The 24,490-nt window shown below is 41.7% G+C and carries 19 protein-coding genes and 2 tRNA genes; 8 read left to right on the top strand and 13 right to left on the bottom strand.

The window, feature by feature from the left end:
* Positions 1 to 17 precede the first annotated feature (17 nt).
* Positions 18 to 1,400 (bottom strand): phosphoglucosamine mutase, encoded by a 1,383-nt coding sequence (gene glmM / locus LC454_RS15890; RefSeq protein ID WP_223583456.1) that lies wholly within the window; start codon positions 1,398 to 1,400, stop codon positions 18 to 20.
* Between the two features lie 201 nt (positions 1,401 to 1,601).
* Here glmM and LC454_RS15885 point away from each other — a divergent pair, with 201 nt between their 5' ends.
* Both LC454_RS15885 and LC454_RS15880 read left to right on the top strand, forming a co-directional pair.
* Complete coding sequence (locus LC454_RS15885; protein ID WP_223583455.1) at positions 1,602 to 2,183, top strand: phosphatase PAP2 family protein; 582 nt, start codon at positions 1,602 to 1,604, stop codon at positions 2,181 to 2,183.
* The gene (locus LC454_RS15880; RefSeq protein WP_223583454.1) at positions 2,183 to 3,001 is read left to right on the top strand and encodes a ZIP family metal transporter; all 819 of its coding nucleotides are present in this window, start codon (positions 2,183 to 2,185) and stop codon (positions 2,999 to 3,001) included. Before LC454_RS15885 ends, LC454_RS15880 begins: the two co-directional genes overlap by 1 nt.
* Here LC454_RS15880 and LC454_RS15875 read toward each other — a convergent pair whose 3' ends face one another.
* The gene (locus LC454_RS15875) at positions 3,002 to 3,451 is read right to left on the bottom strand and encodes a MarR family winged helix-turn-helix transcriptional regulator (RefSeq protein WP_223583453.1); all 450 of its coding nucleotides are present in this window, start codon (positions 3,449 to 3,451) and stop codon (positions 3,002 to 3,004) included.
* A gap of 131 nt (positions 3,452 to 3,582) precedes the next feature.
* On the opposite strand from LC454_RS15875, the gene LC454_RS15870 reads away from it, so the two are divergent.
* From LC454_RS15870 to LC454_RS15855, 4 genes are all read left to right on the top strand, one after another.
* Positions 3,583 to 3,822 carry a ferrous iron transport protein A gene (locus LC454_RS15870; protein ID WP_223583452.1) on the top strand — a complete coding sequence of 80 codons (240 nt, stop codon included), beginning with the start codon at positions 3,583 to 3,585 and terminating at the stop codon, positions 3,820 to 3,822.
* Entirely contained in the window at positions 3,822 to 5,924 is a 2,103-nt protein-coding gene (gene feoB, locus LC454_RS15865) for a ferrous iron transport protein B (RefSeq protein ID WP_223583451.1), read from the top strand. The genes LC454_RS15870 and feoB overlap by 1 nt, the downstream gene beginning before the upstream one ends.
* A gap of 53 nt (positions 5,925 to 5,977) precedes the next feature.
* Positions 5,978 to 6,142, top strand: a complete 165-nt coding sequence (locus tag LC454_RS15860; RefSeq protein ID WP_120259094.1) for a FeoB-associated Cys-rich membrane protein — start codon at positions 5,978 to 5,980, stop codon at positions 6,140 to 6,142.
* 374 nt (positions 6,143 to 6,516) lie between these two features.
* Complete coding sequence (locus LC454_RS15855) at positions 6,517 to 7,938, top strand: amino acid permease (protein WP_223583450.1); 1,422 nt, start codon at positions 6,517 to 6,519, stop codon at positions 7,936 to 7,938.
* Positions 7,939 to 8,079: 141 nt separating this feature from the next.
* Here LC454_RS15855 and LC454_RS15850 read toward each other — a convergent pair whose 3' ends face one another.
* From LC454_RS15850 to mnmA, 3 genes are all read right to left on the bottom strand, one after another.
* Positions 8,080 to 8,625 (bottom strand): GNAT family N-acetyltransferase, encoded by a 546-nt coding sequence (locus LC454_RS15850; RefSeq protein ID WP_223583449.1) that lies wholly within the window; start codon positions 8,623 to 8,625, stop codon positions 8,080 to 8,082.
* A 53-nt stretch (positions 8,626 to 8,678) separates the two neighbouring features.
* Positions 8,679 to 9,743 (bottom strand): PA0069 family radical SAM protein, encoded by a 1,065-nt coding sequence (locus tag LC454_RS15845; RefSeq protein WP_223583448.1) that lies wholly within the window; start codon positions 9,741 to 9,743, stop codon positions 8,679 to 8,681.
* Positions 9,744 to 10,007: 264 nt separating this feature from the next.
* A complete protein-coding gene (gene mnmA / locus LC454_RS15840) occupies positions 10,008 to 11,099 on the bottom strand; it encodes a tRNA 2-thiouridine(34) synthase MnmA (protein WP_223583447.1) in 1,092 nt (363 codons plus the stop codon).
* 187 nt (positions 11,100 to 11,286) lie between these two features.
* Here mnmA and LC454_RS15835 point away from each other — a divergent pair.
* Both LC454_RS15835 and LC454_RS15830 read left to right on the top strand, forming a co-directional pair.
* Positions 11,287 to 11,359: transfer RNA gene (locus tag LC454_RS15835), tRNA-Phe, on the top strand.
* Between the two features lie 42 nt (positions 11,360 to 11,401).
* Positions 11,402 to 11,474: transfer RNA gene (locus LC454_RS15830), tRNA-Phe, on the top strand.
* Positions 11,475 to 11,539: 65 nt separating this feature from the next.
* On the opposite strand, the gene LC454_RS15825 is transcribed toward LC454_RS15830, so the two are convergent.
* The 8 genes from LC454_RS15825 to fucP form a co-directional block, all read right to left on the bottom strand.
* Positions 11,540 to 13,642: a hypothetical protein gene (locus LC454_RS15825; RefSeq protein WP_223583446.1), complete on the bottom strand. Its 2,103-nt coding sequence runs from the start codon at positions 13,640 to 13,642 to the stop codon at positions 11,540 to 11,542.
* A 28-nt stretch (positions 13,643 to 13,670) separates the two neighbouring features.
* Positions 13,671 to 15,428: a RagB/SusD family nutrient uptake outer membrane protein gene (locus tag LC454_RS15820; RefSeq protein WP_223583445.1), complete on the bottom strand. Its 1,758-nt coding sequence runs from the start codon at positions 15,426 to 15,428 to the stop codon at positions 13,671 to 13,673.
* A gap of 11 nt (positions 15,429 to 15,439) precedes the next feature.
* Positions 15,440 to 18,586 (bottom strand): SusC/RagA family TonB-linked outer membrane protein, encoded by a 3,147-nt coding sequence (locus LC454_RS15815; protein WP_223583444.1) that lies wholly within the window; start codon positions 18,584 to 18,586, stop codon positions 15,440 to 15,442.
* A 199-nt stretch (positions 18,587 to 18,785) separates the two neighbouring features.
* Positions 18,786 to 19,838, bottom strand: a complete 1,053-nt coding sequence (locus tag LC454_RS15810; RefSeq protein ID WP_223583443.1) for a hypothetical protein — start codon at positions 19,836 to 19,838, stop codon at positions 18,786 to 18,788.
* Between the two features lie 2 nt (positions 19,839 to 19,840).
* Positions 19,841 to 20,857, bottom strand: a complete 1,017-nt coding sequence (locus tag LC454_RS15805; RefSeq protein WP_223583442.1) for a LacI family DNA-binding transcriptional regulator — start codon at positions 20,855 to 20,857, stop codon at positions 19,841 to 19,843.
* A 38-nt stretch (positions 20,858 to 20,895) separates the two neighbouring features.
* The gene (locus LC454_RS15800) at positions 20,896 to 21,438 is read right to left on the bottom strand and encodes an RNA polymerase sigma factor (protein WP_223583441.1); all 543 of its coding nucleotides are present in this window, start codon (positions 21,436 to 21,438) and stop codon (positions 20,896 to 20,898) included.
* 10 nt (positions 21,439 to 21,448) lie between these two features.
* Positions 21,449 to 23,113, bottom strand: a complete 1,665-nt coding sequence (locus tag LC454_RS15795; protein WP_223583440.1) for a ribulokinase — start codon at positions 23,111 to 23,113, stop codon at positions 21,449 to 21,451.
* Positions 23,114 to 23,130: 17 nt separating this feature from the next.
* Positions 23,131 to 24,477, bottom strand: a complete 1,347-nt coding sequence (gene fucP, locus LC454_RS15790; RefSeq protein ID WP_223583439.1) for an L-fucose:H+ symporter permease — start codon at positions 24,475 to 24,477, stop codon at positions 23,131 to 23,133.
* Positions 24,478 to 24,490 lie beyond the last annotated feature (13 nt).

The raw sequence follows: 24,490 nt of genomic DNA, 5'->3' as shown, positions 1-24,490 counted from the left end.
GATGCAGCTTTTTGTTTTTATTTAATTATTTCTTCGATCTCGCGAATGATTTTTTGTGCAATCTGCTCAGCGGCTTCCGGTGTCGGTCCTTCGGAGTAGATCCGAATGATTGGCTCCGTATTAGATTTACGCAAATGCACCCATTCATTCTCAAAGTCTATTTTCAGACCATCGATGGTACTGTGTTCTTCATTTTTATATTTCTCCTCCATTTTCGCCAAAAGATTGTCGATATCCAGTTCTGGAGTCAACGTGATCTTATTCTTAGACATGAAATATTGTGGCAGTGAAGCACGGTATTCAGAAGCTTTCTTGCCCAGCTTAGCCAAATGCGTCAGAAAAATAGCTACACCTACCAAAGCATCACGACCATAGTGCGAGGCTGGATAGATTACCCCACCATTACCTTCGCCACCGATCACAGCATCTACTTCTTTCATTTTGGTAACCACATTGACCTCGCCAACAGCAGCGGCATAATATTCACCACCATGTGCTTTGGTTACATCACGCAATGCACGTGTAGATGATAAATTGGAAACCGTATTACCTTTTTTATGTTGTAACAGATAATCTGCAACTGCAACAAGTGTGTATTCCTCGCCAAATAACTCACCATCTTCCATCATAAAGACCAAACGGTCTACATCTGGATCAACGGCAATGCCCAAATCAGCTTTATTTTCGATTACAGCAGTAGATAAATCTGCCAAATGTTCTTTTAAAGGCTCTGGATTATGTGGAAAATTACCATTAGGCTCACAGTGAATTTTATAAATTGTATGTACACCCAAGGCATCCAACAAAGCCGGGATAAATGTACCACCCGTACTATTTACCGCATCCAAAGCAACTTTAAAGTTCGCTGCTTTGATCGCTTCCTTATCTACATATTCCAATGCCAATACAGCATCAACATGTTTTTGTAGATAAGAATAATCTTTGTGCACTGATCCTAGTTCTTCCACAGCAGAAAAATCAAAATCTAGGGATTCTCCAAGGGCTAATACTTCCTGACCTTCCACATCAGATATAAATTCGCCTTTCGCATTTAACAGTTTAAGCGCATTCCATTGTCCTGGATTATGCGAAGCTGTCAGGATAATACCACCTGCTGCTTTTTCCAGTGGAACAGCAATTTCTACTGTCGGTGTTGTCGATAATCCCAAATCAATCACATCAACACCGATACTTTGCAGGGTTCCGATAACCAAGTTGCTGACCATTTCGCCAGAAACACGGGCATCCCTTCCAACCACAATTTTCTTTATTCCGCTTTGCTTTACGATGATAGTTCCGTAAGCAGCTGTAAATTTAACAATATCTATCGGCGTAAGTCCTTCTCCTGCACGACCGCCTATCGTACCACGTATTCCTGAGATTGATTTAATTAAAGTCATTTCCTTTGAATTGATTAACGTGTAAATTTAGCATTATGGCAATAAAATATCGAATTAAAATTATAATTATTGAATATTTAATGTATCTTTGTTGCAACAAAGTTGTTTTTAAAAGAAACAATCGTTTGCAATGAAATTATTTTTACTTTTGAAAAGCGAGTTTTTAAAAGTTTGGGAATTTTATTGTAATCAACAAGATTTATGATTCAACAATTAGTACACATCGACCAAGAAATTTTTCTTGCCATCAATCAAGGTTTAAGTAACCCTGTATTTGATTGGCTGTTGCCTATATTGCGTAATCCATACACCTGGGCTCCATTGTATCTATTTTTGGTTATTTTTTTCATTAAAACCTATGGAAAAACAGGTATACTGATTGTGGCGATGACATTGGTTACTTTCGGTATTTCTGATGGTATCTCATCTCATTTGATCAAAAAGACTGTCAAAAGAATCAGGCCCTGCAATGATGTGGAGTTTAAGGAAAATGTCAATATCCGGGTACGATGTGGCTCTGGATTTAGCTTTACTTCCTCTCATGCGTCCAATCACTTTTCCTTGGCCTTCTTCTGGATTGTGCTGTTCCGAAGAAGATGGAAATATGTACTTTGGTTATGTATTGCCTGGGCATTCCTGATTTCAGTCTCCCAAATCTATGTTGGTGTTCATTACCCGTTTGACATACTATGTGGCTCCGCGCTGGGAATCCTAGTTGGGTTGGCTACAGGCTACCTGTTTAAGCGGTTCGTACCTAGCTTTTTTAAAACTGAACAAGTATAATGAATTCAATTTTATTGATTTTAATTTTATTCGTACCTGCATTTGCAAGTGGTATCGCTGTCTTTTTTGTACAGAAAAAAGGGACAAATTTTCTAAAATTGATCCTTTCATTTAGTGGAGCCTATCTATTCTCCATTACTGTACTGCATTTAATTCCACATGTTTATCAGTCGACAAACACCTCACCCGAAATATTGGGTATCTATGTACTTGGAGGCTTTCTGTTCCAGTTATTCCTTGAGCAATTTTCGCAGGGAATTGAGCACGGGCATATCCATACCGAAAATGAGCATGGTCATCACAGCCATAGTTTTCCGATCGGTATCATGTTTAGTTTATGTCTACATGCCTTCTTGGAGGGAATGCCATTAGCGGCAACACATCAGACCGAACTTGCATTAGGGATCTCGATCCATCATATTCCAGCTGCATTTGCCCTAGGCAGCATCTTGATCAGCACACACCTGAAAAAAAATACGATTATCATCACACTGGCCCTGTTCGCGGCTATGACTCCTTTCGGCTTTCTATTGAGTAAAGCAATTAGTGCCGGTGAGGTGGGTAATATTCAGCAATATTTTGATAAGATCATGGCTGTGGTAATTGGTATATTTCTGCATATATCCACGACAATATTGTTTGAGTCCGGATCTATAGACCATCATAAATTCAACAAAAGAAAGATGATTGCGGTAATTGCCGGTGTGGCCATTGCTCTGGCGAGTTTTGCTTTCGGCGGTGAACACGACCATGCACATGGACATGATGAAGGCCATCAAGAGCTGCATGATCATGATCATCATGACCATGCACATTAACTAGCCTCTTAGCTTGTCCAATAAAGTACTAAGCTGGATTGCTTCCTTTTCACTAATTCTATTGGTTAAAATATCCGTCATCAGCATCGGCTCTTCGAGATTTTCAAGGATCTTCAGGCCCTTATCGGTGATAACCAGATCAACGGCGCGTTTATCACCACCAGATTGACAGCGGGAAACAAGTCCTTTCGTCACCATCCGATCCATCATACGGGAAATATCGGGTGTTGTGCTTAGCATTCTTGATTTGATCAGGTTATTGGTTGCAGGTTTTGGATATTGGCCTCGGAGGATACGTAAGACATTAAATTGTTTCAAAGTGATCCCTTCTTTGGCTGCTCTTTGTTCAAGTTCATTATTAAGCCAATTGTACGTATATAGAATGTTTACGGTACAACGATGCCATTCATTACTGAATTTACTTACTTTGATTTCGTCCTCGATTTTCATTTTGGTTGATAATTAATCCCTTTTTACTCGTAAAGATAGCTGTTTTTTGCGCTAAATACATAACTATGACATTAGAATCATTCTAAATGGTAGAAAATCTGTATATTTGGAGAATACAAAAAATTAGGTAGATGCGTAATAAAACTAGCTTAGACAAGCTAAAAAAAGGGGAAAAAGCGGTGATTATTGATTTTGATTCGCACGATATTCCAGCTAAATTTTTCGAATTAGGTTTTGTGCCTGGTACTGAAGTAGAAGTGAAACATATCGCACCTTTAGATGGTCCTATATGTTTAAATATTATTGCTAATAACGCCTTGATTGCCATTCGCAAATCCGAAGCTAAAGTCATCCTAATTGATCAGAAATAATGAATAACCCGATTATTGCACTTTTGGGTAATCCAAACGTGGGTAAAACATCCCTTTTTAACCGGATTACAAAATTAAATCAGAAAGTAGGAAACTATCCTGGTATCACTGTAGAAAAACGTGAGGGACAAGTTAAAGCCAACAACAAGACCTATCGCATTATTGACCTTCCAGGAACCTATACCCTGTTTCCGAGTTCGATGGACGAAGAAGTCGTCTTCAATACCTTGGTCAACAAAGAAAACAGTTTTAGACCAAACCTGGTTATTGTTGTTGCCGAACCAACAAACCTGAAAAGGTCTATCATCCTTTATCAACAAGCGCGAGAGCTCGGGCTTCCGGCCATCTTCGTCATCAACATGATTGATGAGGCCAAAGAAAAAGGAATAAGTATAGATATCCCAAAGCTTGAACAGCTACTTAATACAAAGGTTTACGAAACAAATGCGCGTACTGGACAGGGTATAGATCAGCTGATCAAGAATTTCGATGCCACCCCGCCGATGTATGTCAGCAAATTTCAGTTGCCCCCAATAGCAAACGAAGCATTGGAAGAAACTAAAAGACTTTTTCCTTTGGACACTGAATACCATACCTGGCAGTACCTGGCTAAAGGTGAGGTCTCTTTTCTATCGAAAGAAAAAAACGATTCGATTCAGCAAATTCGGGACAAGCATCAGTTAAAAGCGGAGAAACTACAGAAAGAAGAGGCTATTCTTCGGAGCAAATCCTTAGATGGAAACTTAGCTGAAATCTATACCAAGGACGATGCTTCCAACAAAAATAAGACAAACGCGATTGACAAAATATTGCTCCATCCAATCTTTGGGTATCTGATCTTCTTTGGTATTCTCTTCCTGATTTTCCAGGCGATCTATACCTGGTCGGGTCCGGCTATGGACTTTATTGATGGGCTTTTTGGTGATCTTGCCGCTTATACGCAGACCACGCTTCCTGCTGGTCCGCTCACAGATCTGTTGAGCAATGGTATTATCAAAGGTATCGGTGGTATCGTAATATTTATCCCACAGATCGTTATTTTATACATTTTTATTTCTATCATGGAAGAGACTGGCTATATGAGCCGTGTGGTTTTCCTGATGGATCGTTGGCTCAGACCCTTCGGGCTAAATGGAAAATCCGTTATCCCTTTAATCTCTGGGGTAGCCTGTGCTGTACCAGCGGTCATGTCTGCACGTAATATCGAAAATGCAAAGGAACGACTCGTCACCATATTGGTCACGCCGTTCATGACCTGTTCTGCACGTCTACCCATTTACATCGTATTGATCGGTTTAGTTATTCCGGACACCAAATATGCAGGATTTCAATTGCAGGGTATGGTTTTATTTGTCATGTACCTCCTTGGGATATTTGCAGCATTGTTTTCGGCCATACTCTTGACCAAAATCATCAAATCCAAACATAAGTCCTTTTTAATATTTGAACTTCCGACTTATAAATCTCCAGACTGGAAAAACGTCGCTTTAAATGTTTGGGAGAAAACAGCAAGCTTTGTATTCGGAGCAGGTAAGATTATATTGGCAATTTCTGTTATTCTTTGGGCTTTGGGTAGTTTCGGTCCAAACGACAAGTTTAGCAAGGCAAAGGAATATGTCACACAAAATAACCCCAACCTCTCAGGTGAGGATCTTGACCATGAGATCTCTTCTTACCGACTGGAACACTCCTTCCTTGGCTATCTTGGCATGGCAATTGAACCTGTTGTAGAGCCTCTAGGTTATGACTGGAAAATGGGAATCGGTTTGATCTCCTCATTTGCAGCGAGAGAAGTTTTTGTGGGAACAATGGCAACCGTATACAGCCTTGGCGATGAAGTGGATATTGAAGATGAAGCAACGAAAACAACAGTATTAAGCAAAATGCGAAGTGAGATTAACCGTAACACAGGCTTACCAGCCTACAATTTTGCTTCCGGAATATCTCTTCTCTTATTTTACGCTTTTGCTATGCAATGTATGAGTACAATAGCAGCAGTAAAAAGAGAAACGGGGTCGTGGAAATGGACATTAATTCAAGTTGGTTTTATGACAGGCCTGGCTTATTTCAGTGCCTTGATTGCTTATCAACTCTTAAAATAAACGAGTTGTGCAAGTGAGATAGACGCTTTCACAGTTAAAAAAAATAAAAGATCATGGATAATTTAACAGTACAATATCTCATCGTTGGAATTTTGGTGTTAGCGGCTGTATGGTATGTCGTTAGAAATGTCCGCAAATCACTGAAAGGTAAATCAGGTTGCTCCAAAGGTTGTGGATGTAGCTGCGGAACAGTGGAAAAACCACAGAAAGCAAATTAATTTATCTTTTACTGTATCATTTACAAACAAAATTTCGTTCTAAGGTGGAGTGGCCAAAAATCACACTAGCTACGAACAAATGAAACGCTATCATTCTCATGGTAGCGTTTTCTATTAAAAAGCTGTCTTTCAGCAGGATTAATCAAGATTACTTTCTAGTCCAGCAAAAAGCAAAGCCCAAGGTGCATAAAATACCTAAGTGTTTATTAACTTTATGCGCTTAGGTCAGAATGCTGTAGTACCAAATTAAATAATTTGTAGTACTTTGCAGATAAACCGATTTTCATCCCAATCCCGCGTTGGAAAAGAGATGGGTAGAATGTTCAGGACCAAGACTGGTCGACACTTAATAAGTAACCGTATTAACCATACAAATGGAGAAACAGAATAACAAGGATTCGAAACAATTAAAAAGGGGACTTCAAAATAGACATATTCAGCTGATTGCTCTTGGTGGCGCCATCGGAACTGGATTGTTTCTTGGAATAGGAAAAGCCGCTACACTAGCGGGGCCAGCGGTCATACTTGGTTATGCCTTTGCAGGGATAATTGCTTTCTTCATTATGCGCCAATTGGGAGAAATGGTGGTTGAAGAACCCGTATCCGGTAGCTTTAGTTACTTCGCTAATAAATATTGGGGTTCTTTTGCCGGTTATGCCTCCGGCTGGAATTACTGGGTGCTCTATATTTTAGTGAGCATGGCCGAACTAACAGCCATTGGAGTATATGTCCAATTCTGGTGGCCGGAAATCCCACTATGGGGATCCAGCTTATTTTTCTTTTTCGCTATCAATGCCCTGAACCTTGCTTCTGTAAAAATTTATGGCGAGACAGAATTCTGGTTTTCAATCATTAAGGTTGTTGCTATTATTGCCATGATTGTCTTTGGTGTCTATCTCCTGGTTAGTGGTACCGGAGGTGAGCAGGCGAGCCTGAGCAACCTCACTTCGCATGGTGGTTTTTTTCCAAAAGGCTGGTTTTACCAGGCTGAAGACGGTAGCTATGAAGGTCTGCTATCTGCCATGGCACTGATTATGTTTTCTTTTGGTGGACTCGAATTGGTGGGTATTACCGCTGCCGAAGCCGAGCATCCGGAAAAAAATATTCCTAAAGCGACCAATCAGGTTATCTACAGGATCTTAATCTTTTATGTAGGCGCACTGATTATCTTGTTTTCGCTTACCCCCTGGACAAATATTAACGCGGATACAAGCCCTTTTGTGCTGGTATTTGACAAACTCAATGGTTTTGAATTTACCCTATTCGGAAAAACGTTCTACTTCACAAAAATTATCGCAAACGCACTCAACCTGATCGTACTCACCGCAGCCTTATCGGTTTACAATAGCAGTGTTTACAGCAATAGTAGAATGCTATTTGGACTTGCTGAACAAGGTAATGCGCCTAGATTTTTGTCCAAGCTAAACAAAAACCATGCACCTATAAATGCTATTCTGGTTTCAGCTGTGTTTGCTGCGATCTGTGTCTTTATCAATTATGTTGCACCTAAGAATGCATTGGAGATCCTGATGTCGCTGGTTGTATCTTCGTTGATCATCAACTGGGTAATGATTTCAATCACGCATTTATATTTTAGAAAAAACAAAGTCGATGGCCATGTAAAAACTAAATTCCCTTCGTTTCTCTATCCATTGAGCAATTATATCTGTCTGATCTTTCTAATCGCTGTACTGGGTATTATGTGGGTAACAGGCATGAAATTGCCGGTTGAACTCATCCCAGCTTGGCTATTATTGTTATATATCAGCTATATATTGATCAAAAGAAAAAAGTAGGGATTGTAAATCAATTTTATCAGCCTCATAATTCTGGAGCCATCGATCTCCGTACGAAATAAAGGGCCAGATTCGTTTAGGAATCTGACCCTTTTGCAAAGAATAAATTAAATAATCAATCTTTATCGTTCTTTACTATGCTTAATCTAAGTAGTCCTGATCTAAAATTGCATATTCATAATTATCACTCCAACCGTCTTTTAAAGGCAAGATCTTTCTCCGATGAGCTTCCCTAATCATACCTACCTTTTCCATTATCTTATAAGACGCGATATTTTCTACCGCACAGCCAGCTTCTATCCGATGGAGATTAAGTTGTCTGAATCCAAATTCAATTATTCGTTTTAATGCCTCTGTTGCATATCCTTTATTCCACATTTCTGGGACTAACTTAAACCATACTTCCGAATTTCTATATTTTACTTTTACAATACTGATATCAATCAGACCAACAAATTCCGCCCCCGCAATAGTTTCTATATAAAAAGTATAATTATTCTTTCCATCCGCGGATTCCTTTTCTTGCTCCGACCAGGTTTTTACCATTTGGGCGGTATCCCCTATCCCATTAGGATGCCCGCTCGGATTAAATAAGGCCGTTTCCGGACACATTAATAAATAATGAATCTTTTCCAAATCTTCATTTTCCACTGTTCTTAACCGGAGTCGCTCTGATATAATTTCCATTTTTTAAAATTACACAAATAGCGTAATTTTCAGCAGTCATTTGACAACAATAACTAAAACAATCCCAACTGCATTCCCGCATCGGGCAAGCGGAAAAGATCCCTTCTCAGGGGCGGAAGCACCCCGTTATTCATATATTTTTTGACTGACAACTTAAACAGGTGCTGCAGACTCTCTGCCATATTACCATCCCCTTTTATCCGCCGTCCGAAATCAGTATCATTAATTTTCCCACCATGACAAGCCTCGATCCAATGCAATACCTTTTCAGCACGATCCGGGTAATTCTGATACAACCAATCTTTAAAGATACCTCCGATCTGCCCGTTGAGCCTAACAATGGTATAAGAGGCTGTCATTGCTCCCGCATCTGCTCCAGAACGGATCAAATCTGAAATCTCGTCGCTATTGATCCCAGGAACAATTGGTGCCATCATCAGCATCACAGGCACACCTATTCCCGTCAATCCCTCAATGAGTTTTAAACGGGCCGAAGCTGTAGCGGTCCTGGGTTCCATCTTTTGCCGGACCTCCTCCCGCAGGGAATTAATGGTCACGGCAACAGATACCAGATTTAGCGCTGCAAGCTCGCGTAAGAGGTCAAAATCCCTTCGCATCAATACATTTTTACTAATGATAGAAACTGGATTTCGGTATTTAAGCATCAATTCTAAAAGCGAGCGTGTGATCCCCAATTTTCGTTCAATAGGCTGATAACAATCTGTATTGCCTGAGAGCATAATCAAATCAGGCTGATAGCTTGACTTGCGGAATTCATGCTCCAGGAGTTGAGCGGCATTGTGTTTGACCAGGATCTTGCGTTCGAAGTCTAATCCGGCACTAAAACCCCAATACTCATGCGAATTGCGGGCATAGCAATAAATACAACCATGCTCACAGCCCTGATACGGATTAATTGACCTTTCAAAGCGCAGGTCTGGGCTATTGGATTTGGAGATAATGGACTTCGGATGCGTCGGAATAAACTGTGTTTTTTCGGCCCCAAGAAATTCTTCGTCCAAACCTTCGATATGTTCCTGAACATATTGATTGGAAAAAAATTTGTTATTGGGGTTGATCTGCGCCCCTCTGCCCTTAAAATATTCTGACGGATTCATAAGTTAAAATTACTAAAATAATTAGTAAATAGAAAATAAAAATCTGTCTTTATATATTCTCATTTAAACGATTATGGATACAATGTCGGCCACTTATCCATGTTCCAGAAATAGATAACGTGAACTGCTTCAATTACTCGTTGTAAATGTCTCTATGGAACTCGTTCAAATCATGTTTACACTGGTTGCAAAATAAAAATCCCTATACTGTAGATGCAGTATAGGGATTAAAATTCTTATGCTGAATTTCAGATCAGCTTTTTATTATTTCATCAAGAAACCGCCCCCTAAGAGATCATTTCCTTCGTAGAATACGGCTGATTGTCCTGGCGCAATACCTTTCACATTGTGTACAAAATCTATACGCACTTTATCACCCTCTTGCGAGATAGTAGACAAAGCCCCTGAATCTTTATAACGTACTTTTGAAATTGCCTCCATTGGCTGGTCAAGACTTGCATATTTGACAAAGTTCACATTACGTACATAGGCATGTGATTTTTCGAGCTCATGCTCCTCACCCAATACGACAGTATTACTTTCAGGGAGAATTTCAATCACAAACATCGGTTTACCCAAAGCAATACCCAAACCTTTACGTTGGCCGATGGTAAAATATGGGTAACCAATATGTTTACCGACCACTGTTCCGTCTGAAAGGATAAAATTACCCGGACCGATCTGCTGATCTAATGTAGGTACCTTATGTCTTAAAAATGCACGGTAGTCGTTATCTGGCACAAAGCAGATTTCGTAGCTTTCCGATTTATTGGCAAGCTCCTTCTGTCCCATGTCAAGCGCCATTTGACGGATTTCCTTTTTCGTGAACGATCCCAATGGAAACTGCGTCCGAGCTAGATTTTCCTGCGATACGCCCCATAGGACATAGGATTGATCCTTATTTTCATCTTTACCCTTGGATATGACATAACGGCCATTGTCGTGCATACGAATATTGGCGTAATGTCCCGTAGCGATAAATTCACAATCCAATTTATCAGCACGCTTCATCAAAGCTTCCCATTTGATGTGGGTATTACAAAGAACACATGGATTGGGTGTACGCCCAGCAATGTATTCCTCTACAAAATTATCAATTACAAAGTCTCCAAACTCATCGCGTATATCTAATATATAATGAGGGAAACCATAGTTTACGGCTAATGTACGAGCGTCATTGATACTGTCGAGGCTACAACATCCAGTCTCCTTAGACGAACCACCTGCGGATGCATAATCCCAAGTCTTCATCGTGATACCTATGACCTCATATCCTTGTTCGTGGAGCATGACAGAAGCAACGGAGCTATCGACCCCTCCACTCATTGCAACTAAAACTCTTCCTCTTTTACTCATCTCTATTTATTGAAATGCAAAGATACAGCTTATTCCTTTTTCTCTATGTTAGTTTCTTGTAATTTTATCTCGATCAAAATCAACACTTTCGAAAAAAGAGCAAAAATAATCCACATAAAAATTTTAGAATTCAAATTATCACACTATATTTGCATCGCAATAGGGGAACAAACCCATAGCAGAAAGCGGTGCCATAGCTCAGCTGGTAGAGCAAAGGACTGAAAATCCTTGTGTCCCTGGTTCGAACCCAGGTGGCACCACGCTTCAATCTGATGATCACAGATTTAAATAAAAGGTCAACTGGTGCCATAGCTCAGCTGGTAGAGCAAAGGACTGAAAATCCTTGTGTCCCTGGTTCGAACCCAGGTGGCACCACAAAAAAAGCCTGTTCATTTGAGCAGGCTTTTTTTGTTTCTTAACCACAATACATTGGCAAAAGACTACAAGCCTCTCCCCCGTAAAAAATCAATTCCATAATGGTCTAATATCCGATTATAGGCTTCCGCTGCAGCTCCATTGCCCCAATCGTAGATCGTAAACTCCCCTATGCCCAGACCTTTAGCATTTGTCTCCCCACCATGACCATAGTTTTCCATCATAAAACCATAGTCCTCTTTTCCAAAAAATGGCCAGGCTTCCTCCCATTGTGCTTTGGTATTAGGGTTTTCAGGACAGTACATCATGACAAAGGAGGCCCGTAAAGCCGCTAAACCACGCTGAAGGTATTCCTTTTGCTTCAATTCCTTACCATAGCGAATAATCAACTCTGCAAACAAACTCTGCCTGGCATCGTTCCATTCTCCATCTGCATTCATCACACCAAACCCGCCCAATGCTTTTATGGGAATAAAATGAGGCTGCCATGCGGCCTGTGTCATCAACAGTTCGTCCAAGGTACGTTGACCAATCTTGAGGTATGGTTTCGCTTTAGTGATTTGATAGCATTCCAATAGTGCTTCTGCAGTCCAAAACATAGAGAAATTATTCTGCTTGAACATGTCGTTGCGCGACACCTTTTTCCCTACCCAATCTTCGACACCAACACGCGAACAGGACCAATAGGTTTCAAAATCTTCCCAGCGCCCATTGGGTATAATTTCCTTCATAATAGCTTGCATTGCTCTTACTGCCGCTACTTTATACTCCTCCTTTTGCGTCATGCGATAAAGAGTCAATAAAAAGGTAACCGACAACGCGCTTTCGGGTGAATCATTGAGGTGAGCAAGAGGCTTTAATGTCTCTAGGTCAAGCCAGCCCGGAAAGAACCCATCCGCAGTCTGTACTTTAAGCAGAGATTTTCCATAGTCTTCGGCATAGGCTAACAAACGCGGGTCCTTTTCCAACTCATCGTACCAACGCAACATCAGTAGCGCGGTCCAACTCATATCCAAAAGATGAAAAGGGGATTTACGAGCATCCCAGGTATAGGGATTTCGATTAGAATTTCCCCAATAATAGTGTTCCCAACCTTTACTCCGAACGGATTTTTTATCGCCTTCTTCCTCAATAGTTTCTTCCATTTCTGTTCCAATCAGACCATAGAAAAACCCCTTCTTTTTGGGATAGGATAGTGCCAGTTCCTTGGTCAGATTCGCCTTATCCAAGAGTTCAGAATCTCCTATCCGCTTTGCAAAACGATATAGGCCACCGGCTGAACGTAAAGAACTGAACCAGGCCTGATTCCATATGGAACGGAACTCCCGTTCATTGGTTTTCCCAGGATAATTGGGGCTTTGTGTGGTATTGACAATAAAAGTCGGTGCGCCCACTTTTTTTCCATTAATTTCAAACGACTGCCATACCTGCTTGACCCAGGATTGGAATGCCCATTGATAGCTATGCCGCACATAGGCTTCCATATCTCCAGAGATTGGTTCGCCCTTCTCAAAAAGACCTGCTCCCCATTTTTTCCAGTAGAAAGCCAGCGGTCTACGAAAGGGATTATCTGCTACTTCCCGATCGTCAAAGGCGAGAACATAAAATGCAAACTCAAATTTACCACGCGTGTATGTATTTCCGGATTTCCGTTTGAACAAAACATGTTCGCCGACTTGCGCCAGCGACCGCCCCAGTGTTAACTGGTTTTTCGTCGCATCCATATCCATATACCAATCTCTGGCTAAAGTGTTATTCAACAGATCTACATCGGGAATAATAACAAGTTGCTTCCGTTGATCTGATAGCATCATCATGGGCGCTCTAAAGACATGCTGTGCAATAATATGGCTATCCGAGGGTGTCAGATGTGGTGCCCAATGAAATGTGGGCTGAAATGCCGGCAAAATTCTGATCCGCCAATCATCGCAGCGCACATTTTCGGGCAGATCTACCGAAACCCGCACCTTAACGACCTGATGCGCAATTTTCTGATAACTCAATTGGGGAAGTTGCCCTCCTATACTATCAACTTTAATTGCTTTAATCAATGCATTTATTTTCCCTGGATCCACATTTGCCTGGCACATCTGGTATGCACAACATAATGTCAATAGTATCGACAAACAGCAAGGAAATACATTATTCTTGATCAATATCTTTATCATCACACTTCGGTTTCGTTATAGTTAGGAACTAATAGCCAGGATTTTGTGTATAATTTCCTTTCGCCCAGTTAATCTGAGGCTGAGGAATCGGAAAATATTCATCACGTCCTGCTGTAAAACGCCCCGCTCCCAGCCACTTAAACCTATTTTTTTCTACTGAAAAGTAGGCATTCATCGTTGGCTCTAATATTCCCCAGCGTTGCAGATCAAAAAAACGACGCCCCTCCGCGGCCAGCTCGAGACGGTTTTCCCATTGTAAGGCCTTCCAGGCAAAAGCTTTATCCCAAGTACAATTGACACCAGGTTGATAGGTTGCAATTTTGTAATTGAGTACCGGAGAACCATCCTTTTTCACTAACCTCGCTGTGCTTTTAGCCGCTCGTTCACGAATCTTGTTGATCAGTACCAATGATTCATTCCAACGGTCCAACTGGATCAGCACCTCAGCTTTCCAAAGTAAAACCTCATCATAGCGAATCATTTTCTTGTTCATCGAGTTAAATTGCCAGCCATCATATAGCAAACATTTACAATCTGGTTGTGGCAATTCCTTAATAGATTTCAAGTAACCATATTCGGCACCATTTCGAATCCCCTTTGTTTCAAAAAGAAGATTTGGATTATATTTCCAAGGCTGCCCCGGCGCGGCGACAGTATGGCTAAATCGCGGATCAAAGCTGTTCCCACCAAAAAATACCGCGTCCCCATCTGCATAACTCCCATTATTGTAAGTATCAAATAAAGGAAGACCATTTGTTCCAGTTTTAAATGCATTCGCCATGGTGTAGCTGATCTGGTGAAATCCGCAACATTGAAAACCGCCCCATTGGAAGGGGTGATTTAGTCCCTCACCTCGATTGATCTTACCACCACTTGAACTTCCATCATCAATGGAATATTGAATCTCCCAAATAGATTCTTTAGTCTTGTTATCAAAATTTATATCAAAATTTTCCGCAAAATCTGTCTGTAAGCCAACCTTTCCTCCTTCCTGATCGGTCAATTTGTTGAGATAAGTCAATGCTTCGCTCAACCTTTCTTTGTTGATATTGACGACAGTATGTTTATCATTTTGTTCATACGCCATAAATAACAGCGTGCGGGCAACCATCGCAGTTGCCGCATTTTTATCAACACGTCCTTTTTCGGGCTGCGTCGCTGGCAACAGCTGTTCAGCCTCTTTAAAATCAGCCAATATTCTGCCCCAAAGATACTGATCGTTGGGTTGGTCTTTTTCTCTATTCGGTACCGCTTCAAAGTCGGCACTTGTACCAATTACCTTTTCGTCGATATAAGGTATATATTTCCAAAATTGCTTTAGCCTAAAAAAGGTGAATGTCCGTATAAATTTCACTTCTCCAAGACGGGCATTCTTTTGTGGAAATTCTTCCTCCTTGATCAGCTGCAACTTTTGAATCGCCGTATTGCAACGTTGAATAATCTGGTAAGAGACATACCAGGGATAGTCTAGGGGCCATCCATTGGGATTGACTCCGACAAAGATCTCCATATTATGCCAGCCATCACCATCCCATGTTCCGCCACCACCTTTATAAGAATCATCTGCCCGCATAGAACCCGACCACCAGGGTGCAAAAGGTGAATCAAATGACGGAATATCGGTCATTCTTGCATAGGCAGCTGTCACAAAACCGTCCATATCCTCTGGTTTCACTAGAAAGGATTCATCCAGCACCTGTTTGGGTGCAATATCAAGAGAATCAGTACAACTTACAGTAGTTAATAGGAAAAGCGCAAGGCATATTTTTATTTTATACGTTTTCATAATAGGGAAGTTTAAAAGGTTACATTGATACCAAAAGTCAAAAACATAGGGGTCAGATAGCCGTAGTCAGGCATCTCAGGGTCAAAACTAGTATATCGGTCTTTTCCCCAACCTTTTTTGAATGTCAGGAGATTACGTCCAGAGACATAAAATCTTAAATTATTCATGGCTGCTTTCTTGGAAATTTCCTGTGGAAGTGTATAGCCAAGTTCTATATTCCTCAATTTCAAATAAGATCCATCCTCCACCGTATAACTTGAGGGGCGTTGCTCCGCATTTAATGTAGAATTTGAGATGGCTGGAATATCGGAGTCTGTACGATCAAAATACCATCCATCCAAAATACGTGTGGGATGATTTTTGTGTGCTGGGACATTGATATTCCATAGGTCAGATTCCAATTTCCATAGGTTATTTACCTTATTGCCAAAGACCCCCTGGAAGAAAATATTAAGGTCAAAATTGCGGTAACTAAAATCAAAGGTTATCCCGCCGAAAAACTTAGGATCTTTGACTCCAATATAAGTCCGGTCATAAAACTCTTCGATCTTTCCATTGCCATCGATGTCTTTGTAACGTATCCGTCCCACTGCCTTGCCGGGTTGCTCAGCATGATTATCGACTTCCTCCTGTGTCTTAAAGATTCCATCCGCGACCATGCCATACAAGATATTTGGCGTCCTTCCTAACACAAGGTCGTTGACACCATTTCCAGGGTATTTATTGATGACATCTTTTGGAAGACTAACGATTTTGGTCTTATAAGTTCCCAGATTTGCAGAGATGGTATACCGAAATGCATTTTTCGGATTGTTGTGATAACTAATATCCAATTCGATCCCGCGGTTATTCATACTTGCGCCATTGATCCAGGGTTCCCCACCTTCACCCATCGCGGCAATGTATGGAGTCTGAACCAAGATATCTTTTGTTTTCTTAAAATAATAACCAAAAGATCCGCTCAGTCTGCTATCAAATAGGCTGAAATCTAAAGCGAGATCAGTTTGTGTGGTTGTTTCCCATTTGAGATTAGGGTTGCCTAGCCAGGTCCGTCGATATCCTGAAAATATTGGTCCGGTTTCATTCCCTTCGATCGGATAAGATGTTCCAAAATAATCGGTTGTAAATGGTGTTGAGGTATAACCTCTTGGCAGGCCCTGTACACTTCCATTAGCTCCCCATCCGCCACGCAGCTTAAGATCAGATATAAATGTATATTTTTTCATAAATGGTTCGTTGCTGATCCGCCAACCAGCCGAAAATGCTGGGAACATAGCGAATTTGTTGTTTGCGCCGAAAAGTGAGGATCCATCCCGACGCAAAGTCGCCGACAGCAGGTATTTTTGGTTATACACATAGTTGGCTTTGGCGAAATAAGACAGGTATACATATTCGTCAGCCGTGCTTCCAAGTGAATATTTGGTTCCATTGGTTACGCCAATATGCGCAAAATCACGATCTTCCAGGTATATTCCTTCCCGTCGGGCAGAGAAACCTTCCTCGACAAATCGTGTGTATTCAGTTCCCAATACCGCATCTAAGCTATGTTTGTCATTTTGTAGGCTGTAAGAGAGCGTATTTGTCCACACATAACTGAGGGGATGAGACTGGATATTCCCCACATAATTTTCATCGTCACTATTTCGTCCACCTGTTTCCGACCATTTCTTTTCCACTATCCTTCGATAGGAATTTCCGTAATCGATACCAAATTGTGAGCGGGCAGAAATTCCCTTCCAGATATTTAGATCCACAAAGACATTACCGATCATTTTGACATAATTATTTACATTGTCTTTGTTATCGGTCAGTACACGCACAGGATTTGTGAAGTCGTCAAAACCTGCCGCACCAGCCCAGCCGCCATAAATATCATGTACAGGAACAGCTGGTGGATTGATCAATGCCCAACGCATCTCGTTTGCATCGCGATATCTTAAATAAGAAACTGCAAAATTCTCCCCTACTTTTAGGCGGTTATTGATTAAATTAATCTCATTGTTGGCCCGCAGTGAAAACTGCCTAAAGAAGGTGTGTATCTGCGTTCCTTGGTTTTCAAAGTACCCCAATGAAAACATGCTCTTTGATTTTTCCGTCCCACTGGAAACAGATACCTGATGATTTGTCATCAGCGCTGGACGGAGAATTTCATCAAGCCAGTCGGTATCGGCGCTTTTCACCGTTTTATCAGCATTGAGATACTCCGCTGGTTTAACAGCATCCAGCACAGCGCGTCCTTCAGCATCCCTATGCCAGGTAAAATCGTACGTTTTGGGCAGAGTCAATGGCACACCATAGACCGCCTCATCATAGGCATAAGCCCGAAAGGTTGCCCGCCCGTATTCCTCGGCATTCATCAATCTGGGCTTGCGCACAATATTGCTTACCCCGACGCTACCATTATAGTCCACTTTTGTCTGTCCAATTTTACCCTTCTTAGTTTGGACAAGAATAACCCCACCAGAAGCCCGTGCACCATAGATACTTGCGGAGGCTGCATCTTTCAGCACCTGAATAGATTCAATATCTGCTGCATTGATATCCCGTAAATTGAGGTTCTCCGTAGGCATACCATCCAAAACAATGAGCGGTTTAACTCCGCCGGAAAGTGACGACAAACCTCTGATCTGTACGTTCACACCCTCTGCCGGATTTCCACCGTTGGTGGTGATGTGCACACCCGCTAATTTTCCCTGAAGTGATTTCATGGCATTCGCCGATGGGTTCCTCGCAATATCGCTCGCATTTGCGATAGCAACGGAGCCAGTTAAATCGGCTTTCCGCTGCGTCATATAACCGACATAGACTTCGGCAAGCATATTGCTCTCATCCGTAAGACTTACATTAATCAAATCGTTTTCACCCACTAAACGTTCTTCAGTCTTCTTTCCTGTATACGTGAAAACAAGTATACTTTCCTTGGAGTCAATCGGGATTTCATATTTTCCATTTGAGTTGGTGACAGTTCCGCCTGTTCTTCCCTTAACCCGCACATTGACTCCCACAAGTGCGGTATTCGTACCACTTTCCCGCACTTCGCCTCTGATGATCTTTTGCTGTAATCCGGTCGGGAATTCTATAGCTTTTGCCTGCAAAAAAAATGTACAAAACAGAAAGGCTATACAGAGCCAGTGTGCTAAATCTAGGTAGCGTTTCATAGTCATTAATATTAGGTGTTATTAATCAGTTTATACTACGGCACAAAAATTTAATCGTTTAAGCTAAATATGGGTAATGCGACAGCAACTATATACTTAATACGTTCGATCACATAAAATCCTCTGCTCGGAAACTATTTTTTATTAAAAACCCGCTATGTGGGAGGATTCGTTTTTTCGTTGGTTATTGTTTCGTCGGTTAATGTTTGATATGCTGGATAAATGCGTCGGGAGAAAGCGGTGTAATCCCAAAAATAAAGGTATCTCCCGCCTTAAACGGTTCTTTCAATTCAAAATTTTCAATGGAGACCCCTCCGGGTATGGGTTCTTTACTCGCCCAATAAGTGAATCTTCCGGTCAGCAGTCCATTGAGCTGCTCGCTGGGATTCTTTTTTATCCAGTATTGGGTCGCCCGTTTACCCCGATACTTCCAGTGTTGATTAGTCCCAGCCGTATAGGCGGTTTTGAGATAATCTGCTTCATCAGGAGCTGCAATAAAATAAACATGCCCTTTTTTGTCTCTAATCATACGTTGTTGCGAAAAATAGGCATGTGGTGTAAAATGGATGTCTTTGTAATCGGGCCATAACTCCAGCGCGGATTCTTTTCCATCTTGCAAGAAAAGTGTTCTTAGCCGAGGTTTATTGCCCATTGTCGCGGTTAGTATGAAATAATCCAATTCTTGAGATTCTTCATAGGTGTGGGTCGCCAATTCAAATTCATAGGGTCTGGACGCAAAAAAACGAAGCCTAGCATAAACTTTTGCACCATTGTCAAAGGGTTCTGCAAATATATATACCGTTAGCGTCTCCTCGTCATTGCTTTGCTCCACGATTCCCCGTGCCGGATATTCTCCATCCAGGGCTGATAACCCTGTCGGATGATCTGCACTCCAAAAATACTTTCCGCGTTTTCCGGGATGGATACTGCTCATTTCCAGTTCGGAAAATCCACGGGCCTCCTTTCCCTTGGGAATAGGCTCGAAGGCAATAAAATTCATGACTTCCGGAAACCCATAATCTAGATAAGGGGTATAAATCCGGATCAGCCCCCTCGGCCCCGGCAAAGGATCTAATCCGATCCTTATACCATTTACATGTCCCCAAACCGGCATCGCCGGCTTTCCTTGTACAGGTTGTACCCAAGTCCCCATTGTATCCGGTGGTGCCAGTTGCTGCCATGGCATAAAACTTCCCTGACCATATAAAAGGTCTGCGACCAACAAGAGTAAAGGAAGTAATAGCCGTTTCATTTTTATTTTTGACAAGACTTTCGTGCAACGATTTCCACATCCAACATAACCTTCTGTTCGCTGGATGCTTTCCCACGTAATTGTTCAAGCAATATCTTCACTGCTTCTTTCCCGATCATCGACAATGGTTGTTTGACATAGCTTATTGGGCAATAAAACAGATCATAGGCTTCACTCTCATCAAAGCAAAAAACTGCTAAATCATCTGGAACAGTAATATTCAGTTCGTTGATAATCTTTAACCCCATAATAGATAAGGTATTTGTTGAAAAGAGAATAGCGTCTACATCCCTATCCGGCTGCAACAGCTCGATAAATTGCTCCCTGAAATAAGTCGCGTTATTAAACTCTACCTCACATATCAAGCTGCTGTCCTCGGCATTCCCCTGATCTAGTAACGCTTGCAGATAACCGCTATAACGATCCTCTGTATGCTGCAGCTGATTTTTATAACATACATAGGCAACTTTAGTATGCCCTTGGCTCAGCAGCAGCTGGGTAGCCTGATAAGTTGCATTAAAATTATCAACAACCACATAACTGGTTTCCAAATCCTTAAAATAACGGTCAATAAGTACGAAAGGAATATTGGCATTTTTTAGGTATTCCAATTGCGAAGCCGTACCCTCTGCTGGTGCTATAATAAAACCGTCTATCTGCCGATTGATAAATGTATCAATCAAGCGTTGCGAGTTTTCGAGATTCTCATCGGAACTTCCAAACAGCACACTATAACCATGTTTTTTAGCTTCGTCTTCTATAGCACGAGCGAGATTCCCAAAAAAAGGATTGGAAATATCAGCTACCAATAATCCTATCGCCTGCGACTTACCGCTTTTTAAGCTTTTCGCAATCTGATTGGGTTGGTAGTTCATCTCTTTCGCCATTTCCCGTATCCGTTTTGCTGTGTCTTTATTTACCCTTGTTTGTTCGTCCTTATCATTCAATACATAAGACACTAACGCAGTAGAAACACCTACCGCCTCTGCTATATCCTTCAGTGAGATCTTCTTGCTCATATTTTTTTATACTAAATAGCGTGCACACCGTTATCGTGTTAATTCCAATGCACTTTAATAAACTGCATTGCCTTGACGATGTGATCACTTATTGTTGATGGTGAAATATGCAATAATTCGCTTACTTCTTCATAACTCCTTCGCTCAAATTTACACAGTTCAAACACCTGCTTTCTTCGCGGGGGTAATTTATTGATAATTCCTTCTAATTTAGAAAATTTGTCCTCATGGAATATACATTCCTCATCGATCTGATCCACTGCATTTATAAAATTACGATAGGTCAATGTAAAACCTTGCTCTCGTTTTTGCCTACGGTAATGATCCATAATTAAATTTCTGCCAATCTGAAACAGATAACTTTTCAATGATTTCTCGGTCTTGATCGTATCCCGCAATTGCCAGGTTTTCAAAAAAACATCTTGAAGAATATCTTCCGCCGTCTCTTGAAAATTGAGCAGAAACATAAACTTTTTATACAGAGTCCCCTGATAAGTTGTATAGACCAGATTAAAAGTATCATGATCCAAAACATCTTGTAATCTGCCGATGTGGGCTTGTTTTTGCGTTATCGTTTCCATCCTAAAAACATTAAGTCAGTGCTTTGTTATCACGATCGTTTTGCACGGCGCCATAACGTAAATACTGTGCATACCGATGATCAAAATGCGCCCTATATTCAGGCCTAGGTTGTACAATTTCCTTATCCCCCTTTCCCATACGGGCTGCTGCTTCTTCTATCGTGTCATAACTGTTGCTAACCACTGCAGCAAACATACAAGCGCCCAATGCGCAGACCTGTTCTGTAGCCGCAATATGTATCGGTCGATTTAATATATCAGCCATCATCTGCATAGCGAAAGGAGATTTACTAGCAATTCCGCCGATCGCATTGATCCCTGCCACCCTTACCCCTTCGCTTTCGATACGCTCCATAATCGCCCGTGAACCAAAGCAAGTTGCCTCTACTAAAGCGCTAAAAATAGCAGGAGCCGTTGTCCCTAAAGAGAGTCCGCCGATCAGACCTTTCAGCGTCGGCGCTGCATCTGGTGTCCGTCGACCATTAAACCAGTCTAAAGCAAAAGGATCATCGATATGCATTGGTAACTCCGCAGCTGCACGGTTGAGTTCCTTTAACAGTTCTGTTTCCAAATGTTCATAAACGGCACTGAAATCGGCCGAAGAATTTAATTTTGCTGGCCAGAGGAGCAAATCCTTGAACCAAGAAAACACATCGCCAAAGGCCGACTGTCCAGCTTCAAGTCCCACCATCCCCGGAATAATGGAGTCTTCAACCTGACCACATATACCTTCCACAAATACGCCTTCCATCTCCGGTTTGGACACGACCATCATATCGCAGGTCGATGTACCTATAACTTTGCTGATGTAGTAGGGTTTTATTTCTCCTCCTACAGCGCCTACGTGCGCATCGATAGATCCGATACCGATCTGCACATCGGTAGAAAGCCCCAGTCGCTCAGCCCATGCTGCGCAAAGGTACCCCGCAGATTCAGTAGTCGTATATACCCTATCACCAAATCGTTCGGCATAGGGACCTAAGATCGGATCGACCGCATTAAAAAACTCCATATCGGGTAAGCCGCCAAAGGCGGGTGACCAAAGCGCTTTATGTCCTGCTGCACATACATTTCGCTTCATCTGATTTGCATCATTGCCACCTGTCAACAAAAAAGGCATCCAGTCACTGTGTTCTACCCAGGTATAACAAGTTTCCCTGACGGCTGGATCTACACGAAGTACATGTAATAATTTTGACCAGTACCACTCCGAAGAATAGATTCCACCGACGTATCGCAAGTAACCTCGGTGATCTTTTTTTCCGACCACATTGATTTCTGCCGCTTCATGGATCGCTGTATGATCCTTCCAAAGCACAAACATTGCATTGGGATTGTCCTTAAAAGTATCAAGAAGAGCAAGGGCCGTCCCCTGTTCATCAACAGCTACGGGTGTCGATCCCGTCATTGCCATAGATAGGGCGCCGATGCTTTGTCTGACTTCCGGATCCACCGTTTGTAGACAGGCTTTAACCGCTGATGTCAACCCTTCTATATAATCCAATGGATGTTGACGAAATTGACTGTTGCCGGCATCACAGTATAAGCCTTTATGCCAACGTTCATATAAACAAACCGATGAAAAAAGGATCTTTCCGGTGATTGTATCCATCAGCATAACCCTGACAGAGTCCGTCCCAAAATCCACTCCAATAACATATTTATTCTTACTCATATTCCTGTTCTCCTTATTTAATGGGACGCGCCTACAGTGATACGTTCCGTTTTAAGTTTACGCTTGATCCAAAATCCGTAAAAAGCAATAAACAAATAACATAGTAATGGTATAAAAAAACCAACAGCCATCTTAGAATGATCGGAAATCAATCCCATAATGGGTGGACAGAAGGCTCCCCCTGCTACAGCCATCACTAAAAAAGATGAAGCCTTCTTCGTCAATGTACCTAGATCTTGAATCCCTAGGGCGAAGATCGTAGGAAACATGATGGACATAAAAAAATATGTCGTGAACAGGCTGAAAACCGAAAGCCATCCGATATCAGCAATGACAACCGTGACCAGCACACTATTGGCGATCGCGTACCACATCAATAATTTACGTGGGCTCACAAACCGCATAAAATATGCACCTGTGAGACGACCGATCCAGAAGGCTCCCATCCCACCGATTGCGAGCAGAATTGAGGCCGCCTGTTCATTATTTTTTGGCATAAAAAACTCGCCAAAATAACCTAAGTGCACCATGATATTGCTGATAGGCGTTTGCAGATCATGAACAGCATCTATGACATAATTGATAAAAAAGGAATTCGTGCCTGTCTGCGCGGCGACATATAAGAATTGTGCCGCAACAGCCAATATAAAAGCTGGATATTGCAATAGCTTTCGTAATGGCGGGTTTTCCTCCCCATCTGTATCGGGGTCTTCTTTGACTTCAGGCAACTTGATGACCATAAAAATAAGCAGAACCACCACTACGATACTACCGATCATCATATAGGGCGTCACTAAAGAATCAAACTTATCATGTTCACCCGTTGACTCCATCCCAAAAACGAAAAGCCCGCCGATAAGTGGTCCTAATATCCACCCAAGTCCATTGAAAGATTGAGAAATATTAATTCGTCGGGCAGCTCCTGCCTTGTCCCCCAATACAGTAGAATAGGGATTAGCAGCGGTCTCTAAAAATGTGAGTCCACAGGCCAGCACAAACAAAGCGATCAGGAAAGGAATAAAAGCGCCCAATGCTGCAGCAGGATAAAACATAAATGCACCTATAGCAAAAATAGCTAAGCCAAGGATAATACCTCTTTGATACCCATAGCGTTTAATGAATAATCCTGCAGGCAAGGCCATGGCCAAGTATCCAATATAAAGGGAAAATTGCACAAAGCCGGATTGCGCTTTACTGACATGCAAAAGATCCTGAAAATGCTTATCCAGAACATCTAAGAAACCGTGGGCGAAACCCCAAAGGAGAAATAGGCTGCAAATAAAAATGAACGGCACAAGATAATTGACTCCTTGCTCATTGACAAAGAGGGATCTTTTCTTTTTTCTTGGGGATGTCGTGTTCATGGTGATAAAAATT

The organism is Sphingobacterium sp. GVS05A, from assembly GCF_019969845.1.
Lineage (GTDB): Bacteria > Bacteroidota > Bacteroidia > Sphingobacteriales > Sphingobacteriaceae > Sphingobacterium.
This window is presented reverse-complemented; position numbering and strand designations above follow the sequence as displayed.

Excerpts from the sequence above, each read along its gene's own strand:
- glmM (WP_223583456.1), bottom strand. The coding sequence starts at position 1,400 with ATGACTTTAATTAAATCAATCTCAGGAATACGTGGTACGATAGGCGGT.
- LC454_RS15885 (WP_223583455.1), top strand. The coding sequence starts at position 1,602 with ATGATTCAACAATTAGTACACATCGACCAAGAAATTTTTCTTGCCATC.
- LC454_RS15880 (WP_223583454.1), top strand. The coding sequence starts at position 2,183 with ATGAATTCAATTTTATTGATTTTAATTTTATTCGTACCTGCATTTGCA.
- LC454_RS15875 (WP_223583453.1), bottom strand. The coding sequence starts at position 3,451 with ATGAAAATCGAGGACGAAATCAAAGTAAGTAAATTCAGTAATGAATGG.
- LC454_RS15870 (WP_223583452.1), top strand. The coding sequence starts at position 3,583 with ATGCGTAATAAAACTAGCTTAGACAAGCTAAAAAAAGGGGAAAAAGCG.
- feoB (WP_223583451.1), top strand. The coding sequence starts at position 3,822 with ATGAATAACCCGATTATTGCACTTTTGGGTAATCCAAACGTGGGTAAA.
- LC454_RS15860 (WP_120259094.1), top strand. The coding sequence starts at position 5,978 with ATGGATAATTTAACAGTACAATATCTCATCGTTGGAATTTTGGTGTTA.
- LC454_RS15855 (WP_223583450.1), top strand. The coding sequence starts at position 6,517 with ATGGAGAAACAGAATAACAAGGATTCGAAACAATTAAAAAGGGGACTT.
- LC454_RS15850 (WP_223583449.1), bottom strand. The coding sequence starts at position 8,625 with ATGGAAATTATATCAGAGCGACTCCGGTTAAGAACAGTGGAAAATGAA.
- LC454_RS15845 (WP_223583448.1), bottom strand. The coding sequence starts at position 9,743 with ATGAATCCGTCAGAATATTTTAAGGGCAGAGGGGCGCAGATCAACCCC.
- mnmA (WP_223583447.1), bottom strand. The coding sequence starts at position 11,099 with ATGAGTAAAAGAGGAAGAGTTTTAGTTGCAATGAGTGGAGGGGTCGAT.
- LC454_RS15825 (WP_223583446.1), bottom strand. The coding sequence starts at position 13,642 with ATGATAAAGATATTGATCAAGAATAATGTATTTCCTTGCTGTTTGTCG.
- LC454_RS15820 (WP_223583445.1), bottom strand. The coding sequence starts at position 15,428 with ATGAAAACGTATAAAATAAAAATATGCCTTGCGCTTTTCCTATTAACT.
- LC454_RS15815 (WP_223583444.1), bottom strand. The coding sequence starts at position 18,586 with ATGAAACGCTACCTAGATTTAGCACACTGGCTCTGTATAGCCTTTCTG.
- LC454_RS15810 (WP_223583443.1), bottom strand. The coding sequence starts at position 19,838 with ATGAAACGGCTATTACTTCCTTTACTCTTGTTGGTCGCAGACCTTTTA.
- LC454_RS15805 (WP_223583442.1), bottom strand. The coding sequence starts at position 20,857 with ATGAGCAAGAAGATCTCACTGAAGGATATAGCAGAGGCGGTAGGTGTT.
- LC454_RS15800 (WP_223583441.1), bottom strand. The coding sequence starts at position 21,438 with ATGGAAACGATAACGCAAAAACAAGCCCACATCGGCAGATTACAAGAT.
- LC454_RS15795 (WP_223583440.1), bottom strand. The coding sequence starts at position 23,113 with ATGAGTAAGAATAAATATGTTATTGGAGTGGATTTTGGGACGGACTCT.
- fucP (WP_223583439.1), bottom strand. The coding sequence starts at position 24,477 with ATGAACACGACATCCCCAAGAAAAAAGAAAAGATCCCTCTTTGTCAAT.